The sequence below is a fragment of the Streptomyces sp. NPDC023573 genome, assembly GCF_055559735.1.
In genome coordinates, this window is record NZ_JBVHKB010000003.1 from 112602 (window position 1) to 130993 (window position 18392).

The 18392-nt window shown below is 71.2% G+C and carries 18 protein-coding genes; 5 read left to right on the plus strand and 13 right to left on the minus strand.

Annotation, left to right across the window (positions count from 1 at the left end; all coding sequences use genetic code 11):
* Positions 1 to 100 precede the first annotated feature (100 nt).
* From ACZ32T_RS11170 to ACZ32T_RS11180, 3 genes are read right to left on the minus strand one after another with little or no spacing between them, the layout of a single operon-like run.
* Complete coding sequence (locus ACZ32T_RS11170) at positions 101 to 1588, minus strand: glycosyltransferase family 2 protein (protein ID WP_467263801.1); 1488 nt, start codon at positions 1586 to 1588, stop codon at positions 101 to 103.
* Entirely contained in the window at positions 1585 to 2508 is a 924-nt protein-coding gene (locus ACZ32T_RS11175) for a hypothetical protein (protein WP_467366417.1), read from the minus strand. The genes ACZ32T_RS11170 and ACZ32T_RS11175 overlap by 4 nt, the downstream gene beginning before the upstream one ends.
* On the minus strand, positions 2505 to 3926 hold the full coding sequence (locus tag ACZ32T_RS11180; protein ID WP_467366419.1) for a nucleotide sugar dehydrogenase: 1422 nt from the start codon (positions 3924 to 3926) through the stop codon (positions 2505 to 2507). The genes ACZ32T_RS11175 and ACZ32T_RS11180 overlap by 4 nt, the downstream gene beginning before the upstream one ends.
* Before the next feature lie 307 nt (positions 3927 to 4233).
* Between ACZ32T_RS11180 and ACZ32T_RS11185 the strand changes: the two genes are divergently transcribed.
* The 5 genes from ACZ32T_RS11185 (at position 4234) to ACZ32T_RS11205 (ending at position 9044) form a co-directional block, all read left to right on the plus strand.
* Positions 4234 to 5436: a S8 family peptidase gene (locus ACZ32T_RS11185; protein WP_467366420.1), complete on the plus strand. Its 1203-nt coding sequence runs from the start codon at positions 4234 to 4236 to the stop codon at positions 5434 to 5436.
* Positions 5437 to 5532: 96 nt separating this feature from the next.
* Entirely contained in the window at positions 5533 to 6081 is a 549-nt protein-coding gene (locus ACZ32T_RS11190; RefSeq protein WP_467263808.1) for a DUF1697 domain-containing protein, read from the plus strand.
* Entirely contained in the window at positions 6074 to 6469 is a 396-nt protein-coding gene (locus ACZ32T_RS11195) for a nuclear transport factor 2 family protein (protein WP_467263810.1), read from the plus strand. The genes ACZ32T_RS11190 and ACZ32T_RS11195 overlap by 8 nt, the downstream gene beginning before the upstream one ends.
* A 552-nt stretch (positions 6470 to 7021) precedes the next feature.
* Positions 7022 to 7939, plus strand: coding sequence for a S1 family peptidase (locus tag ACZ32T_RS11200; protein ID WP_467263812.1), 918 nt, complete (start codon positions 7022 to 7024; stop codon positions 7937 to 7939).
* A 103-nt stretch (positions 7940 to 8042) separates the two neighbouring features.
* Positions 8043 to 9044, plus strand: coding sequence for a ketopantoate reductase family protein (locus ACZ32T_RS11205; RefSeq protein ID WP_467263814.1), 1002 nt, complete (start codon positions 8043 to 8045; stop codon positions 9042 to 9044).
* Between the two features lie 20 nt (positions 9045 to 9064).
* Here the strand turns inward: ACZ32T_RS11205 and ACZ32T_RS11210 are convergent, their stop codons facing one another.
* From ACZ32T_RS11210 to ACZ32T_RS11255, 10 genes are all read right to left on the minus strand, one after another.
* The gene (locus tag ACZ32T_RS11210) at positions 9065 to 9817 is read right to left on the minus strand and encodes a sirohydrochlorin chelatase (protein ID WP_467263816.1); all 753 of its coding nucleotides are present in this window, start codon (positions 9815 to 9817) and stop codon (positions 9065 to 9067) included.
* Positions 9818 to 9823: 6 nt separating this feature from the next.
* Complete coding sequence (locus tag ACZ32T_RS11215; protein ID WP_467263818.1) at positions 9824 to 10702, minus strand: ABC transporter permease; 879 nt, start codon at positions 10700 to 10702, stop codon at positions 9824 to 9826.
* The gene (locus ACZ32T_RS11220; protein ID WP_467263820.1) at positions 10689 to 11480 is read right to left on the minus strand and encodes an ABC transporter ATP-binding protein; all 792 of its coding nucleotides are present in this window, start codon (positions 11478 to 11480) and stop codon (positions 10689 to 10691) included. The genes ACZ32T_RS11215 and ACZ32T_RS11220 overlap by 14 nt, the downstream gene beginning before the upstream one ends.
* A gap of 37 nt (positions 11481 to 11517) precedes the next feature.
* On the minus strand, positions 11518 to 12627 hold the full coding sequence (locus ACZ32T_RS11225; RefSeq protein ID WP_467366422.1) for an aliphatic sulfonate ABC transporter substrate-binding protein: 1110 nt from the start codon (positions 12625 to 12627) through the stop codon (positions 11518 to 11520).
* A gap of 233 nt (positions 12628 to 12860) precedes the next feature.
* Entirely contained in the window at positions 12861 to 14201 is a 1341-nt protein-coding gene (locus tag ACZ32T_RS11230) for a sulfate adenylyltransferase subunit 1 (RefSeq protein WP_467263824.1), read from the minus strand.
* Between the two features lie 2 nt (positions 14202 to 14203).
* The gene (gene cysD / locus ACZ32T_RS11235) at positions 14204 to 15139 is read right to left on the minus strand and encodes a sulfate adenylyltransferase subunit CysD (RefSeq protein ID WP_467263826.1); all 936 of its coding nucleotides are present in this window, start codon (positions 15137 to 15139) and stop codon (positions 14204 to 14206) included.
* Entirely contained in the window at positions 15136 to 15705 is a 570-nt protein-coding gene (cysC, locus tag ACZ32T_RS11240) for an adenylyl-sulfate kinase (RefSeq protein ID WP_467263827.1), read from the minus strand. The genes cysD and cysC overlap by 4 nt, the downstream gene beginning before the upstream one ends.
* A complete protein-coding gene (locus tag ACZ32T_RS11245; protein WP_467263829.1) occupies positions 15705 to 16421 on the minus strand; it encodes a phosphoadenylyl-sulfate reductase in 717 nt (238 codons plus the stop codon). Before ACZ32T_RS11245 ends, cysC begins: the two co-directional genes overlap by 1 nt.
* Positions 16418 to 16597, minus strand: a complete 180-nt coding sequence (locus ACZ32T_RS11250) for a hypothetical protein (RefSeq protein ID WP_467263831.1) — start codon at positions 16595 to 16597, stop codon at positions 16418 to 16420. Before ACZ32T_RS11250 ends, ACZ32T_RS11245 begins: the two co-directional genes overlap by 4 nt.
* Positions 16594 to 18291 (minus strand): nitrite/sulfite reductase, encoded by a 1698-nt coding sequence (locus ACZ32T_RS11255; protein ID WP_467263833.1) that lies wholly within the window; start codon positions 18289 to 18291, stop codon positions 16594 to 16596. The genes ACZ32T_RS11250 and ACZ32T_RS11255 overlap by 4 nt, the downstream gene beginning before the upstream one ends.
* Positions 18292 to 18392: the final 101 nt, after the last annotated feature.

Genomic DNA, 18392 nt, shown 5'->3' on the forward strand with positions numbered 1-18392 from the left:
GGCAGGGCCCCCCGGAAGAGCACGAGAAGGTACACGGTGATGACGGCGGCCGCGCTGAGCAGCGCGGCCAGCGCCCTGGCGGCCGTACGGACCTGCTCTCTCATGCCGCCCCCCTGGACCAGACGCCCCGCCGGACGGTGAGCAGGGAGTACGGCAGCAGCCAGGCGAGCAGCACCGAGGAGAACAGGCTCATGAGGGGCCGGTAGCGCCAGCGGGTGTCCCCGGGGTGGTCGATCCTGTACGCGAGGCCCCAGACGCAGCCCTTGAGGACCACTCCGCAGAAGTAGAGCAGGGTCAGGAAGAGCGCTCCGTGCGCCGGCGCCCAGACCAGATGCCGGAACGCCATCACCGGTGCGGCGAGCACCCACAGCACGTGCCCGTAGTAGAGAGCGGCGGGCCCCGGCCCGCGGCGCCACATGAAGGAGCCGGTGAAGAAGAGGTTGCGGATGAAGCTCTTCTTCCAGCGGACCTGCTGACGCAGGAGAGGCCCCAGCCGGGCGGGCACATCGGTCCACACCCGCGCGGAGCGTACGTACCCGACGCGCCAGCGGCGCTCGGCGAAGTCCTCCTCGACGAACGGGGAACCGGCGTACCGGCGCTTGAGCGCCGCGCCCTTCCACGCCTGCCCGAGGACGTATCCCGTCAGCTGGCGGTCCGTGGCGAAGCGGAACGGCGCGCCCATGAACCGGTCGTCGGCCCACGCGGGGAGGTAGTTGTAGACGGCGTCCCGCCGGAAGACGGCCAGCGGTCCCGAGACGCAGGACACCGAGCCGAAGGAGGCCTCGGCCGCCTTGGCCACCCTGAACTGGCCCTCGTACCAGACGTCCTGGGCACGCGCCAGGAATCCGGCGTCCGTGTTGAGCGCCCGGCAGTGGCCGCTCACGGCACCCAGCTCGGGGTGGGCCACCAGGGCGCGCACACAGCGGCGCAGGGCGTCGGGGGCGAGGACGCAGTCGGAGTCGGTGAAGGCGATGATCTCGGTGTCGGCGAGCTCGCAGGCGCGGACCAGCGCGTGCTTCTTGCCGACGTTGGAGTCCAGATGGATGACGGTGATGCCGAGCTCGTCCCGGAGCCGGCGCAGCACGTCGCCCGTCCCGTCCTGGGAGTGGTCGTCCACCACGATGATCCGTACCCCGGGGCAGTCGGAGGCGGCCATGGAGCGTACGCACGCCTCGATGCCGTCCACCTCGTCCTTGACGGCCAGCAGGAACGCGACCCGGGGGCCGGCGGGCAGCGGTGGGAAGGTCTCGCCGGGGCCCGGCCGCACCCGCAGTTCGCCCTCGGCAGGGTCCTCGTACCGGCTGTAGGCGACGTAGAGCAGGGCGATCGTGCCGGCCAGCACCACGAGTCCGTAGCAGACCGGGAGGTTCAGCCGGGGCAGCCGGGCGGTGTGATGGGCCAGGACGGCCAGGAGCGGCATCAGGCAGAACAGGACGAGCAGCCGGCGCATCCCGTGCCGGAGCGCGGGGTCGGCGGGGGTGACCCGGGCCCTGATCGCGCGCATCCCGCGGGGACCCGGCACGGTGTCCTGCGCGGTGTGCGGCGCGGAGGCGCGGGGACCGGCCGGCGGCCGGTGGAGGGCGTTCACCGGTAGGTCCCTCCGGCCGGGCGGCGGCGGCGGGCGTCGTCCCGCGCCGTGAAGCCGAAGAAGGCCATCTCGGTGTTGTCGCCGCGCAGCCCGACCCCGCCCGGCTCCGTCAGCCGGCCCGGCTCCCGGTCCTCCGCGTCGAGGACCGTCCGCCCGTCCAGGGCCAGCGCGATCCGGACCCGGTCGTCGCCCCGGGTGCTCACCGTGGCCGAGATGCGGTGCCACCGGCCGTAGTCGAGGGGGTGACGCGCCGTGGCGAGCGTGGTGTAGACGCCCTCCTCGCCCACGGGCCGCCCCGGCGCCGGGTGTTTGCGCTTGAGAACGACCATGCCGTCGCGGCGGCGGAAGCTCAGCGCGTACAGCTCCTGCGCGCTGTGGTGGCGGAGCCAGAGATGCCCGCCGTCCCAGGCGCGCGCCGGGGTGCGTCCGGTGGCACCCGGCGGCTTCAGGAACACCCAGGACCGCACGGCCGTGTCGCCGAAGTCCTGACGGCGGCTCACGAGCCGGAAGACGGCCGACCCGGTGTGCAGGCCCGAGTCGGGGCCGGGCGCCTCGCCGTCGGGTACGCCGGTCCACCCGAGGGCCCAGTGCGCGAAGAGGGAGCCGCTGGTGACGATCCAGTCGGGCGAGAGACGGGCGTCCCCGGAGTCCGGATGGCCGTGGGCGTACTCGTTGGTGACCAGCCCCTCCGCCGGGAGTTCCGGGCGGAACGGTGCCCCGGGACCACCGGTGTGCGTCGCCGGGTCCGCTTCCGCCGGGCCGGCGCTCGCGGATCCGCCCGCGGCCTTGCCGTCCCCGGGCCTGGCGGTGGTGTCCGGGTCCCGCCCGTCCGAGGTGAGGGCCCCGGCGAGCCCGGCGGCCGGGGTCGCGACGGCGGCGGTGAGCAGCATGCGCCGGCTCGGCGGCGGGGAGGCGCTCATACGGCGGCGCCGGTGGCGGCGGCCGTCGTCAGGCGATGTGTGACGTCCAGGACGGCGGGGCCGCCGTCCAGCCAGCCCAGGTCCGTCCCGGGATGCACGGTGTGGACGACGACGAGGTCCCAGTGGAGGGCTCCCGGGACGTCGACACTGCGCCGCAGGACGCCGTGCCGGTCCAGGCTCGGCACCAGCGGGTCCGTGTACTCGACGGTGGCGCCCCAGGCCGTGAGCCGGTCCATGATCTCCAGAGCCGGGCTCTCGCGAAGATCCGCCACACCGGGCTTGTAGGCCACACCGAGGATCAGTACCCGGGAGCCGGCGGTGCCCCGCCCGCCGGCCGCGAGGGCGTCCCGCGCCTTCCCGGCGACCCGGGCGGGCCGCTCGGCGATCGCCGTCATGGCGGTGTCCACCAGAGGGGACGTCCTCTTTCTCGCCCGCAGCTGCCACAGCAGGTAGTGCGGGTCGCAGGGGATGCAGTGACCGCCGACGCCCGCCCCCGGATAGAAGGGCATGAAGCCGTACGGCTTGGTGGCCGCGGCCTCGATGACCTGTCGTGGGTCCAGCCCGAACACCAGGCAGTTCTCCGTCAGTTCGTTCGCGAGTGCGATGTTGACCGCTCGGAAGGTGTTCTCCCACAGCTTGCTCATCTCCGCTGCCTCCGGGCTGTCCACCCGGTGGACGGACGGAGCGGTTCCGGCCAGCAGGGAGGCGGCGAGCTCGGTGGACCGGGGAGTGACGCCGCCGATGACACGCGGGGTCCGGTCGGGGGAGTGGGCGGGGTTCCCGGGGTCGATCCGCTCGGGAGCGAACGCCACGAAGACATCGGTTCCGGGCCGCAGTCCCCGTGCCGCGAGCGGCTCGACGAGGAGGTCGCGCGTGGTGCCGACGTAGCTGGTCGAGGTGAGGACCAGGAGCTGTCCCGGCACCGCGTGGGCCACCACCGACGCGCAGGCGGCGGTCAGTGCGCGCAGGTCGGGCACGAGATCCCCGTCGACCGGGGTCGGCACGCAGATGATCACCGCCTCCGTGGCCGTGACCGCGGCGGGGTCGGCCGTCAGCCGGAAGCCCGCGTCCTGGAGAGCCGCGGTCAGCCTGCCGTGCTGCGAGGGCAGCAGGTCGACCCGCCCGCACCGGATGTCCCGCAGCCGTGCCTCGCTGGTGTCCACGCCGACCACCGCGTGGCCTGCCGCGTGGAGGGAGAGCGCGGTGGGCAGTCCGACGTAACCGAGGCCGACGACCGCGACCGTAGGACGGCGCCCGTGCTGGACCTGGGACGGCAGGGTCGCCGTGGTCAGCGGCTCCGGAGAGGTGACGGCGGCGCGTGGCGGAATTTCAGATGCCCCGTCATTCCGACTTGTCGTACAAGCGGTGTGCCGCGCGTTCTCGCGTGAGGGGCGGGGTGGATTGCTGGGGATGTGCACAACTGAAACATGACATTCCGTTCCCACGTTCATTAGCAATGAAGTGGGGTTATGCGCGCTCGATCGCGCCAAGTTCACTCGACCGGAACCCGCACCCGTCCTCATGTGCGGCCGGAAGCCGGGCGGTTTGCCTGAGATACAGGTAAGTGAGCAGGTTTTCTGTGACGAAAGCTTGCCGACTAGGTGACGGCTACATGAAGGTCTTGATCTGGGCGCGTCAATCGAGCAGTGTTTCGAGGCAACCCCCGGAGATCTTCCGGCCGAGGGTCAATCCCCCCACAAAAGAATGACGAGGAGACCCCTCTTCATGGCAATTCACAAGCGTGTGCGTTCGGTCAAGCTCACCGCCGCGATAACCGCGGTGGCCGCGGCCGCCGGTGTCACCCTGCTCACCACCCCGTTCGCCGGAGCCGCCACGGCGCCCGCGACGGGCACCGTCTACGGCGCGGACGCGGCGACAGCCGTCTCCGGCAGCTACATCGTGATGCTGGACCGGAAGGCCGACAAGGCCGGCCTGGCCGAGGAGTACGGCGGCACCCTCCAGCGGAACTACAAGTCGGCCATCAACGGCTTCTCGGCCAGCGGGCTTTCGGAGACCGAGGCCAAGCGGCTCGCCGCCGACCCGGCCGTCTCCAAGGTCGTGCAGAACAAGAAGTTCCACATCGACGCCACCCAGGAGAACCCGCCGTCCTGGGGTCTGGACCGGATCGACCAGGCCGAGACCGCCGGTGACAGTGCGTACACCTACCCGGACGCCGCGGGCGGGGACGTCACCGCGTACGTCATCGACACCGGTGTCCGCGTCACCCACAACGACTTCGAGGGCCGCGCCACTTCGGGCTTCGACGCCGTGGACAACGACGACGACGCCGACGACGGCAACGGACACGGCACGCACGTGGCCGGGACCATCGCGGGCGCCTCCCACGGGGTGGCCAAGAAGGCGAAGATCGTGGCCGTCCGCGTCCTGGACGACGCGGGCTCGGGCACCACCGAGCAGGTCGTCGCGGGCATCGACTGGGTCACCGCGAACCACCAGGGCCCGTCCGTCGCCAACATGAGCCTCGGCGGATCCGCGGACCCGGCCCTCGACGCCGCCGTCCAGAAGGCCATCACCTCCGGCGTCACCTTCGCGGTCGCCGCGGGCAACGAGTCGAGCGACGCGGGCGAAGGCTCCCCCTCCCGTGTCCCCGAGGCCATCACCGTGGCCTCGTCCACGGTGGACGACGAGCAGTCGTCGTTCTCGAACTTCGGCTCGGTCGTGGACGTCTACGCCCCGGGTTCGGACATCACGTCGGACTGGAACGACAGCGACGACGGCACCAACACCATCTCGGGCACGTCCATGGCGACCCCCCACGTCGTCGGTGCCGCCGCCGTCTACCTCGGCGGACACCCGGACGCCACGCCCGAGGAGGTCGCCACGGCGCTGACCGACGGAGCCACCCCGGACGCCATATCCAACGCGACCGAGGGCACGGCGAACAAGCTCCTGAAGATCGTGGAATAGGCCGGGCGGGCCCGGTAGAACACGCAGAAGGCCGCCGCGCCCTCCCCCACGGGGCGCGGCGGCCGTCGCAGGTGGAAAAGGATCTAGGGTGGGGGCATGAGCACGATGTACGCGGCGCTGCTGCGCGGGGTCAACGTCGGCGGCCACCGGCGGGTCCCCATGGCGGAACTCCGGGCGCTGCTCGGGGAGCTGGGGCACGAGGACGTCGCCACCCATCTGCAGAGCGGCAACGCCGTGTTCCGCGCCGCGCCGGGCGACGAGAGCGCGCTGGCCGCCGAGCTGGAGCGGGCCATCGAGGAACGGTTCGGCTTTCCGGTCGACTGTCTCGTCCGCTCGGGCGCCTATCTCGCCGGCGTGGCCGAGGCCTGTCCCTTCCCGGCCGCCGAACTCGAGGCGAAGCAGCTGCACGTCACCTACTTCGACCAGGCCGTGGACGCCGCCCGGTTCGCCGCGCTCGACGCCGACGCCTTCCGCCCCGAGGAGTTCCGGCTGGGGGATCGCGCCCTCTACCTGTACGCGCCCGACGGGCTCGGGCGCTCCGAACTGGCAGTGGCGCTCGGGCGGCCCGCCTTCACCCGTGGCCTCGTCGCCACGAGCCGTAACTGGAACACCGTGGTCAAGCTTGTGGAGATGACGCGTGACTGAGCCCTCGCCCGCCGTGGCCGCAGCCATCGAAGGCGAGCTACGCCTCCTCGACCCCGTGGTGCGGGCCTCCGCCGACGTGCTCGCCACGCTGCTGCACCCGGACTTCCGGGAGATCGGCACCAGCGGCCGCCTCTGGCAGCGGGACACGATCATCGCCATGCTCACGCAGCCGGAGACGGACCCGGGTGCTCCGCCTCCCGTCCCGCTCACCGCCACACGGATGCGGGGCGACCAGCTCGCGCAGGACCTGGTGCACCTCACCTTCGACACGGAGTCCCGGGGCCTGCGGTCCCACCGCAGCTCCCTGTGGCGGCTGACGGTGGACGGCTGGCTGCTCTACTTCCACCAGGCGACGCCCTTCATCGACGATCCGTTCGCGGAGATCTGAGCCGGCGCTTCCCGCCGACTCGCTCTCCCACCCCCACAGCACACGCCGGAACGGCGCCGCAAGAGTGCCGTGCCGGTCTGATCTGTGCCCGGAGTCCGGCCGGTTATCGCTCAAGGGCCCGATTCCGGCCACCTGGGGCCGCCGGGCAAAACACCGGTAAGCCGCCCGAACGGGCCGCGCCCCGGCAGGCCCGGTCCGGGCCGTGGAGACCCGTGCCGGCGCGCCCCGCGGGCAAGGGCGGTGTGTGTGAACGCGATGCGCCCGGACAGCGGCCGACGTCCGCCCACCGTTACGGACTTTGCTGCAATTCGCTGCCCTCCTCCGTTCGGTGAGCGGACGCCGTTGTTCGGAGGTCATCCGCACGCATATCGGAGTTCAGGGTCCGTTCTCCGTCCTGGTCCGGAACAAGTCCTTGTCACCGGTTCAAGCGGAGTCAAGGATTCGAGGCGTGCGGTTGGCAGGTCCACGACTAGAACCCACTGGTCGCGGACAGCCGCATACTCCGGACCGCCCACCCAGCGGACCGGACACCCCCCAATGACGGAGGATCCTGTGACCTTCAAGCGCTTCGCCCCCCTCTCCTCGATCTCCAGACGCGCCCGTCTCATCGCCGCCACCTCAGGGCTGGTCACCGCCGTGGCGCTCGCGGCGCCCACCGCGGTCGCTCAGGCGGCACCGGACACCACGGTGACGAAGGCCGAGCTGGCCGAAGCCAGTTCCGCCGTACGCGGTGCCGACATCGCGGGCACCGCCTGGTACACCGAGGCGAGCTCCGGCAAGGTCGTCGTGACCGTCGACAGCACCGTCACCGCCGCCGAGATCGCCACGATCAAGAAGTCGGTCACCGACTCGGGCGCGAAGGCCGACATCAACCGCACCGAGGGCACCTTCAACAAGCTCATCGCGGGCGGCCAGGCCATCTACGCCGGCGGCGGACGCTGCTCCCTCGGCTTCAACGTCCGCAGCGGCAGCACCTACTACGCGCTGACCGCCGGGCACTGCACCGAGATAGGCAGCACCTGGTACACCAACTCCGGCCAGTCCACCACCCTCGGTACGCGGGCCGGATCCAGCTTCCCGACCAACGACTACGGGCTCATCCGGCACTCGAACTCCTCCGCCGCCGACGGCCGGGTCTACCTGTACAACGGCAGCTACCAGGACATCACCTCCGCCGCGACCCCGCGCGTCGGCCAGGCCGTCAAGCGCAGCGGCTCCACCACCGGTGTCCACAGCGGCACGGTGACCGGTCTCAACGCGACCGTGAACTACGGAAGCGGCGACATCGTCTACGGCATGATCCAGACCAACGTCTGCGCCGAGCCCGGCGACAGCGGTGGCTCGCTCTTCTCCGGCACCACGGCCCTCGGCCTCACCTCCGGCGGCAGCGGCAACTGCTCCTCCGGCGGCACCACGTTCTTCCAGCCGGTCACCGAGGCGCTCAGCGCCTACGGCGTCAGCGTCTTCTAGAGCTCACGCCCCGCACCACCTGCCGACGGGCCGCGCTCACCGAGCGCGGCCCGTTGTCGTGGCCGCTTCACGCGAGGGCGGGCGCTGTGCCAGGCTCGCGGGCATGCGTCACATCATCGTGGGAACCGGCGCCGTCGGCGGCGCCCTGGGCGGACGGCTGGCCGAGGCGGGCAACGAGGTGGTGCTCGTGGCCCGCGGAGCGCAGTACGAGGCCCTGCGCGAGGACGGGCTGCGCCTCACCACACCCGAGGGCACCCGCACCCACCGCCTCCCCGTCGTCGACGGACCGCAGGCGGTGGAACTCGGTCCGGACGACGTCCTCGTCCTCGCCGTCAAGACGCAGGACAGCGTCGCCGCCCTCGACGCCTGGAGCGCACGGCCCGTGGCGGGCGGTGGAACGGCGGGGGAGCGGCTCCCCCTGATCTGCGCGCAGAACGGCGTCGAGAGCGAGCGCCTGGCCCTTCGCCGGTTCCACCGCGTCTACGGCTGTTGCGTCTACCTCCCCGCGAGCTTCGTGGAACCGGGCAGGGTCCTCGCCGCCGGAGCCCCGCTCACCGGCATCCTGCACCTGGGCCGGTATCCGTCGGGCGCCGACGACACCGTGCGCGCCGTCGCCGCGGACTGGCGGAAGGCGAAGCTGGAGGCACCCGTCGTCCCCGACGTGATGCGCTGGAAGTACGCCAAGCTGCTCTCCAACCTCGCCAACGCGATCGAGGCGGTCACCGGTGTGCTCGACGGTCCCGAAGGATTCGCCCTCTTCGACCGGGCCCGCGCGGAAGGGCGTGCGGTGCTCGCGGCCGCCGGCATCGAGGCGACGGGAACCGCGGAGCAGGAGGAGGCCCGCGGCGACAGGATCCGCTTCGACCCGTTCGACGGCTCAGGGCGCGCCGGCGGCTCGTCCTGGCAGAGTCTCAGCCGGGGCACGGGCACCATCGAGGCCGACTACCTCAACGGCGAGATCGTCCTGCTCGGCAGGGCGCACGGCGTCCCGACACCGGTCAACGAGGTGTTGCGGCGCACCGCGAACGCCTTCGCCCGGGAGCGGCGCGCCGCCGGCTCGATGACGGTCGCCGAACTCACCGCCCTGGCCGACGCGGCGTCCTGAATACCCTTGACCGAAAGGCGTTACGCGCTCATCGCCCCGGCCACCGGCACCCGCGCGTCGTCGTACCGGGTCAGCAGCAGCCGGGCCAGCGCCGGGGAAGGCCCCAGGACGTCGGCCAGCACTTCCGCCCCGGCCTCCTCCGCCCCCGCCGCGATGCGGTCGGGGAGACGGCCGGGGGCGATGACGTACGGCGCGACCGCGACCCGCCGTACGCCGTCGGCCCGCAGGGCACGTACGACATCGGCGGTGCGAGGAAGGGATGCGGAGGCGAACGCAGGCCGCACGGCGCACCAACCGGTGTGCCGCAGCTCCCGCGCGATTTCAGCGATCACTGCGATCGCCTCCGGGTCTGTGGAGCCCGCCGAGGCCAGGACCAGCCCGGTCGAGCTCTTGTCGCCGGGGGAGACCCCGGCCTCGTACAGCCTCTGTTCCAGTGCCGCGTTCAGCAGCGGGGAGGGGCCGAGCACCTCGGCCTGGCCGATCCGCAGCCGGGGCAGCCGGGTCCGGGCCTCGCGCAGCACCGAGGGGATGTCCGACTTGGCGTGGAAGGCCCGGGTCAGCAACAGGGGGAGTGCGACGACCTCGCCCGCCCCCTCCGCCGCCAGGCGCTCCAGCACCCTGGGCACGGACGGGGCGTTGAATTCCAGGAAGCCCGTCTCCACCCGCAGCCCGGGCCGCAACGACCGTACCCGCGCGGTGAGCGCGTGGACGGTCGCCGCGTGCCGCGGGTCGCGGCTGCCGTGGGCGATGACGAGCAGGACGGGGGAGGCCATGGGAGATCAGCCCTTCACGAGGAGACCGCGGCTGCGCAGCACCCGCCGCTCCAGCGGGCTGAAGATCAGCAGGTCGATCGCGATGCCGACGAACAGGATGAGCAGGATCGCCAGGAAGATCCCCGGCATGTCGAAGTTGTTCCGGCCGTTCTCCAGCAACTGGCCGAGTCCCAGGCCCAGGTCGGGCGAGGACGCGATGATCTCGGCGGCCATCAGCGAGCGCCAGGAGAACGCCCAGCCCTGCTTGAGGCCCGCCAGATAGCCGGGCAGCGCCGCCGGCAGGACGATGTGGATCGTCCCGCGCAGCCCTGTCGCGCCGATGGTGCGGCCCGCGCGCAGGAACAGCGGCGGCACCTGGTCGACGCCGGAGACCAGACCGTTGGCGACGGACGGCACCGCGCCGAGCAGGATCACCGCGTACATCGTCCTGTCGTCGAGGCCCAGCCAGATGATGGCCGGCGCCACCCACGCCACGGACGGCAGGGACTGCAGTCCGGAGAGGATCGGGCCGATCGCCGCACGGACCACCTTCACCCGCGCGACCAGCAGACCCAGCGGGGTGCCGATGGCGACGGCCATCACGAAGCCGAGCAGACCGCGCGACACACTGGTCCAGATGACCTCCAGCAGGGTGCCCTGCAGCCACATGTCGGTCAGGCTGTCCCAGACCGCCGCGGGCGGCGGGAGCTTGTAGTCGTCGGTGACCTCCGCCCAGACCAGCAGCTGCCAGACCAGGACCACCAGGACGACCGCGACGACCGGCGGCAGGACCTTGTTCAGCAGGATCTCGCGGGTCGGCGTCCTGCGTACCTGTACGGCGTCGAGGGCGTCCAGGCCCGCTTCGAGACCCGCCAGGTCGTCGGCCTTCGTTTCAGTGCTGGCCATGTCGGCGGATCTCCCCACGCAGTTGTTCGGTGATCTCGACGGACAGCTCCGCCACGGCGGTGTCCTCGATGCGGCGGGGCTGCTCGATGTCGACCGTCCACTCCCGGGCGATCCGGCCGGGTCGTGACGACAGCAGGATGACGCGCTGCGCGAGCCGCACCGCCTCCCGCACGTTGTGGGTGACGAAGAGGACGGAGGCGTTCGTCTCGCGCCAGATCCGGGTCAGCTCGTCGTGCAGCACATCGCGGGTGATGGCGTCGAGCGCGGCGAACGGCTCGTCCATCAGCAGTAGTTGGCTGTCCTGGGCGAGCGCCCGGGCCATCGCCACGCGCTGGCGCATCCCGCCCGAGAGCTCGTGCACCCGCTTCCCGTACGCCCCGCCGAGGCGCACGAGTTCGAGCAGCCGCTCCGCCTCGGGGCGGCGCTCCGACTTCGGTACCCCGCGCAGCCGCAGGGCCAGTTCGATGTTCTTGCCCGCGGTCAGCCACGGGAAGAGGGCGTGCTCCTGGAACATCAGGGCCGGCCGCCCGCCGGGGGTCTCGATGGACCCCGCGGTCGGGCGGTCGAGTCCGGCCACCAGGTTGAGCAGCGTCGATTTGCCGCACCCGGATGCTCCCAGGAGGGTGACGAACTCGCCCGGAGCGACATCGAGTGTGATGTCGTCCAGGACGAGCTGCCGCCCCGTGGGTCCGGCGAAGGACTTGGAGACGTTGGTGATGCGAGCGGCGTGCTCGACCGCTGCACGGTCCTCGGCCTTGGTGAGGGTGGTGGTCGCCATGGTCGTCACCTCCTGGGGAATCCGGTTACGGGTCGGGTTACTTCACGCCGAGACCGGCGTCGGCGACTTCGGGCTGCCCTGCGGTCCTGAGGATCCTGTTCAGCGGCTCCAGATCGTAGATGCCCTTGAGGTCGGGCTTCTCCAGCAGTCCGGCCCCGACCGCGTGGTCCGCCTGCGCCTGCAGCGTGGCGGCCAGCGGGTCGTCGGTGATCCGGATGGACTCCCACGCCGGGTCGAGCACCTCGGCGGGCAGGGCCTTGCCGCTCAGTTCCTCGAGCGCCGCGTTGGCCGAGGCCTTCGCCTTGTCCCGGTTGGCGTTGATCCACTTGTTGGTGCTCACCGTGCCGCGCAGCACGGCGTCCACGACGTCCGGGTGCTCCGAGAGGAACTTCTGCGACACGATGATGTTCGTGATGACGAACTTGTCGTCCGGCCACAGCGTCGACTCGTCGAGCAGGACCTTGCCGCCCTCGGCGACCAGCTTGGAGGCGGTCGGCTCCGGGACCCAGGCGCCGTCCAGGGAACCCGCCTTGAAGGCGTCCGGGGTCACCTTGTTGTCCGAGCGGACCACGGAGATGTCACCCTTGCCGCTCTGGGCGTCGACCTTCCAGCCCTTCTCGGAGATCCAGTTGAGGAACGCGACGTCCTGGGTGTTGCCGAGCTGAGGGGTGGCGATCCTCTTGCCCTTGAGGTCGTCCAGGGTCTTGATCTTCTTCGGGTTCACGACGAGCTTCACGCCGCCCGAGGCCGAGCCGCCGATGATCCGCAGGCTCTGGCCCTTGGACTTGCTGTAGCCGTTGATCGAGGGGGAGGGGCCGATGAAGCCGATGTCGATGGAGCCCGCGTTGAGCGCCTCGATCTCGGAGGGTCCGGCGTTGAACGTCGAGGGCTTGACCGTGGTGCCGCCCAGCTCCTCGGCGATGAGGCCTTCGTGGATACCGACCAGGGCGGTGGCGTGCGTGAGGTTCGGGAAGTAACCGATCTTCACGGTGTCGGCCGAGAGCTTCTTCCCGCCGGCGGAGACGTTCTCGGTGTCGTCGTCCTTCGCCTCGGAGCCGTAGCCGCAGGCGGTGACCGCCACGGCGAGCAGCGACGATGCGGCGGCAGCGGCGAGGCCGCGGCGGAGAGTCGTACGGGCGGCAGGCACGGGAGGTCTTCCTCTCGTAGGCCCGGTCTCACGTGCTCCTGGGATCAGGTGGCGTGGCCGGGCGGTCGGCAGGTCTTCGTATGAACTGGCGGTGCGGTCCTTGCGAGCGGGCGCGCAGGCAGTGCGCGTACGTCATCACGCACATCGCCCGACCCCGCCCTGGCCGCTGCCGAGGGCGCCGCTGCCGACCCGGCCGCCCTCCTTCGCGAAGGTCGAGAAGAAGTCCGTGGTCATCAGAAGTCCCACTCCGCATCCTCGGCGGTGGTGTCCGCGCCCTCGTCCCCGTCGGCGACGGCGGCGAACGAGGCGCCCGCCATTCCCGCCGTCAGCGTCGTGCCGTCGGCCGGGTCGATCAGCAGGAACGATCCGGTGCGCCGCGAGTCGGCGTAGGCGTCGAGCGCGAGCGGCTCGGCGGTGCGTACGACGACCCGGCCGATGTCGTTGGCCACCAGCTGTCCGGGGGCGGGGTGCTGGGACAGGTCGTCCAGTGTGAGCCGTGACGGGATGTCCTTGACGATGGCCTTGACCGTGCGGGTGGTGTGCTTGAGCAGCACCCGCTGGCCCACGGTGAGGGGCTGGTCGGCGACGTGGCAGACGGTGGCTTCGACGTCCTGCGTGGTGGCGGGCGTGTCCGCGCTCGGCGCGATGAGGTCGCCGCGGGAGATGTCGAGGTCGTCGGTGAGCCGCAGCGTCACGGACTGGGGAGCCCAGGCGATGTCGACGCTCTCGCCGAGCGCGTCGATCCCCGCGATCGTGGTGGTGCGCCCGGACGGCAGCACGGAGACGGTCTCGCCGACACGGAAGACCCCGGCGGCGATCTGACCGGCGTACCCCCGGTAGTCGGGGTGTTCGGCGGTCTGGGGGCGGATGACGTACTGGACGGGGAAGCGGGCGTGGCACTCGGTCAGGTCGTGGCTGACCGGGACCGTCTCCAGGTGTTCCAGGACGGTGGGGCCGCCGTACCAGTCCATGTGGGCGGAGGGCTCCACGACGTTGTCGCCGGCCAGTGCGGAGATCGGGATGGCGGTGATCTCAGGGACGCCGAGGGAGGCGGCGTAGGCGGTGAACTCTTTGGCGATGGCGGCGAACACGGGCTCCGCGTAGTCCACGAGGTCCATCTTGTTGACGGCGAGGACGACATGGGGGACCCGCAGGAGGGCGGCGACGGCCGCGTGCCGACGGGTCTGTTCGACGACGCCGTTGCGGGCGTCGACGAGGACGACGGCCAGCTCGGCCGTCGAGGCGCCGGTGACCATGTTGCGGGTGTACTGCACGTGGCCCGGGGTGTCCGCGAGGATGAAGCGGCGCCGCGGTGTGGCGAAGTAGCGGTAGGCGACGTCGATGGTGATGCCCTGCTCGCGCTCGGCGCGCAGTCCGTCGGTCAGCAGCGCCAGGTCGGGCGCCTCCTGCCCGCGGTTGGTGGAGGCCAGCGCGACGGCTTCCAGCTGGTCGGTGAGGACCGACTTGGAGTCGTGCAGGAGGCGTCCGACGAGGGTGGACTTGCCGTCGTCGACGGACCCGGCGGTGGCGAACCGCAGCAGGGTGGTGGCCGAGAGGTCGGTGATGGTGGTCATGTTTAGAAGTACCCCTCGCGCTTGCGGTCTTCCATCGCGGCCTCGGACATCTTGTCGTCGGCGCGGGTGGCGCCCCGCTCGGTGAGCCGGGAGGCGGCGATCTCGGTGATCACGGCGTCCAGGGTGGTGGCGTCGGAGTCGACGGCGCCGGTGCAGGACATGTCGCCGACGGTGCGGTAGCGCACCTGGCGGGTCTCGGTCTTCTCGTGGTCCTTGGGGCCGCCCCAGTCGCCGGCGGTGAGCCACATGCCGGAGCGGTTGAACACCTCGCGCTCGTGGGCGAAGTAGATGGCCGGGAGCTCGATGCCCTCGCGCTCGATGTACTGCCAGACGTCGAGCTCGGTCCAGTTGGAGATGGGGAAGACACGGACGTGCTCACCGGGGGCGTGGCGGCCGTTGTAGAGCTGCCACAGTTCGGGGCGCTGGCGGCGGGGGTCCCACTGGGAGAACTCGTCGCGGAGCGAGAAGACGCGCTCCTTGGCGCGGGCCTTCTCCTCGTCGCGCCGTCCGCCGCCGAAGACGGCGTCGAAGCGGTGCTGCTGGATGGCCTCGGTCAGCGGGACCGTCTGGAGGGGGTTGCGGGTGCCGTCGGGGCGCTCGCGGAGCTTGCCCGCGTCGATGTACTCCTGGACGGAGGCGACGTGCAGGCGCAGCCCGTGCTTCTCGACGGTGCGGTCGCGGTATTCGAGGACCTCGGGGAAGTTGTGCCCGGTGTCCACGTGGAGCAGCGTGAAGGGGACCGGGGCGGGGGCGAACGCCTTCAGCGCGAGGTGCAGCATCAGGATCGAGTCCTTGCCGCCGGAGAACAGGATCACCGGCCGCTCGAACTCACCCGCCACCTCACGGAAGATGTGCACCGCCTCCGACTCCAGGGAGTCCAGGTGGCTCAGCGCGTACGGGTTGACGGTGCCTTCCGGCACGGTGGCGACGGTGCTCACGCCAGGCCCCTCTCGGTGAGCAGCGCACGAAGCGCCGCTGCGGACTCCTGCACGGTCTGCTGGTGCGACTCGATCCGCAGATCCGGCGACTCGGGCGCCTCGTAGGGGTCGTCGACCCCGGTGAGGCCACTGATCTCGCCCGCTGCCTGCTTGGCGTACAGCCCCTTCACGTCCCGCTCGGAGCACACCTCGACCGGGGTCGCGACGTGCACCTCGAGATACGCGGTGCCCTCCTGCTGATGACGCTTGCGCACGGCGTCACGGCTGTCGGCGTACGGCGCGATGACCGGGACGAGAACCTTCACACCGTTGGCGGCCAGCAGCTCGGCGACGAAGCCGATCCGCTGGACGTTGGTGTGCCGGTCCTCGCGGGAGAATCCGAGGCCCGCGGAGAGGAACTCCCGGATCTCGTCACCGTCGAGCACCTCGACCCGGTGCCCGTCGGCACGCAGCCCGCCGGCCAGCTCGTAGGCGATGGTGGTCTTGCCCGCGCTCGGCAGACCGGTGAGCCAGACGGTGGCTCCCGTCTCCGTCACGCTCATCGATATCTCCTGATCAGTCGTCATCAGCCGTGCAGCCCGCATTCGGTCTTGCCCCGCCCGGCCCAGCGGCCGGCCCGTGCGTCCTCGCCCTCCAGCACCCGGCGGGTGCAGGGCGCACAGCCGACGGAGGCGTAACCGTCCATCAGCAGCGGGTTGGTCAGTACGCCGTGTTCGGCGACGTACGCGTCCACGTCGTCCTGGGACCAGCGGGCGATCGGCGAGACCTTGACCTTGCGGCGCTTCTCGTCCCAGCCCACGACCGGGGTGTTCGCCCGGGTGGGGGACTCGTCGCGGCGCAGCCCGGTCGCCCAGGCGGCGTACGCCGTCAGCCCTTCCTCCAGCGGCTTGACCTTGCGCAGCGCGCAGCACAGGTCGGGGTCGCGGTCGTGCAGTTTCGGCCCGTACTCGGCGTCCTGCTCGGCCACCGACTGACGCGGGGTCAGGGTGATGAGGTTGACGTCCATGACGGCGTCCACCGCGTCCCGGGTGCCGATGGTCTCCTCGAAGTGGTAGCCGGTGTCCAGGAAGACGACGTCCACGCCGGGCATGACCCGGGAGGCGAGGTGTGCGACGACCGCGTCCTCCATGGAGGAGGTGACGCAGAAGCGCTTGCCGAAGGTGTCGGCCGCCCACTTCAGGATGTCGCTCGCGGAGGCGTCCTCCAGGTCGCGTCCGGCCCGCTCGGCCAGGTCCCTCAGTGCCTCGTCGGTGAGCTCGGCGGTGTGCAGCGTGTCCGTCATGTCCCGTCCCCTTCCCCGTCGTTGCGCTGGAGTCCCTGGGCCAGCAGCCCCAGGAACTTCAGCTGGAACGCGCGATTGCAGGAAGCACATTCCCAGGCGCCGTGCCCCGCCTCGTGCGGGCGCAGGTCCTCGTCGCCGCAGTACGGGCAGTAGAACGGCGCCGCTCGCTCGCTCATGACAGCGACTCCGCACCGGCCCGGGCGGCCCAGGTCGCGAAGCGCTCGCCTTCCTCGCGCTCCTCCTGGAACTTCCCGAGCACCCGCTCGACGTAGTCCGGGAGTTCGGCCGAGGTGACCTTCAGCCCGCGGACCTTGCGGCCGAAGCCGGCCTCCAGGCCGAGCGCGCCGCCGAGGTGCACCTGGTAGCCCTCGACCTGGTTGCCGTCGCCGTCCAGCATGAGCTGGCCCTTGAGGCCGATGTCCGCGGTCTGGATGCGGGCGCAGGCGTTGGGGCAGCCGTTGATGTTGATGGAGAGCGGCTCGTCGAAGTCCGGCAGGCGGCGCTCCAGTTCGTCGATGAGCGCGGCTCCGCGCGCCTTCGTCTCGACGATCGCCAGCTTGCAGAACTCGATGCCGGTGCAGGCCATCGTGCCGCGCCGGAACGGGGAGGCGTTCACCTGGAAGTCCAGCGCCTCCAGACCGGCGGTCAGGGACTCGACCTGGTCCTGCTCCACGTCGAGGATGAGCATCTTCTGCTCGACGGTGGTGCGTACCCGGCCCGAGCCGTGTGCCTCGGCCAGATCGGCGATCTTGGCGAGGGTGGAGCCGTCGACCCGGCCGACGCGCGGGGCGAAGCCCACGTAGAAGCGGCCGTCCTGCTGCGCGTGCACACCGATGTGGTCACGCCAGCGGGAGGTGGGCTGCGCCGGCGGCGGGCCGTCCAGCATCGGGCGCTTGAGGTACTCGTCCTCCAGGACCTGGCGGAACTTCTCCGGACCCCAGTCGGCCATCAGGAACTTCAGGCGTGCGCGCGTGCGCAGCCGGCGGTAGCCGTAGTCGCGGAAGATCCCGACGACGCCCGCCCAGACGTCGGGGACCTCGTCCAGCGGCACCCAGGCGCCGAGGCGCTCGGCGAACCGCGGGTTGGTGGAGAGCCCGCCGCCGACCCACAGGTCGAAGCCGGGGCCGTGCTCGGGGTGGTCCACCCCGACGAAGGCGATGTCGTTGATCTCGTGCACCACGTCCTGGACCGGCGAGCCCGAGATCGCGGTCTTGAACTTGCGGGGCAGGTTGGAGAATTCCTTGCTGCCGATGTAGCGCTCGTGGATCTCGTCGACCGCGGGCGTGCCGTCGATGATCTCGTCGGCGGCGATCCCGGCCACCGGAGAACCGATGATCACACGGGGGCAGTCGCCGCATGCCTCGGTCGTCGAGAGCCCGACGGCCTCGAGCTTCTCCCAGATCGCCGGGACGTCCTCGATGCGGATCCAGTGCAGCTGGACGTTCTGCCGGTCGGTGACGTCGGCGGTGCCCCGCGCGTACTCCTCGGAGATCTCGCCGATGACGCGCAGCTGCCCGGTGGTCAGCTTCCCGCCGTCGATGCGCACCCGCAGCATGAAGTAGCGGTCGTCCAGCTCCTCCGGCTCCAGGACGGCGGTCTTGCCGCCGTCGATGCCGGGCCGGCGCTGGGTGTACAGGCCCCACCAGCGCATGCGCCCGCGCAGGTCGTTCGGGTCGATGGAGTCGAAGCCGCGCTTCGAGTAGATCGTCTCAATGCGCGTCCGCACGTTGAGACTGTCGTCATCCTTCTTGAACTGCTCGTTCCCGTTGAGCGGGGTGTAGTGACCCATGGCCCACTGACCTTCACCACGGTGACGTCCGGCCTTGCGGCGGGGCGTGGCGGTAGCAGGCTTCTCGGGAATGGCGGCCATGGCTATACGTCCTTCGGGACTGCAGGAGGGCGGCTCTGAACTGCACACTCGCGTGAGGCGCGGCGGTGCGCAGGGGGGTGGAGCGGACTTGAAGGAAATCG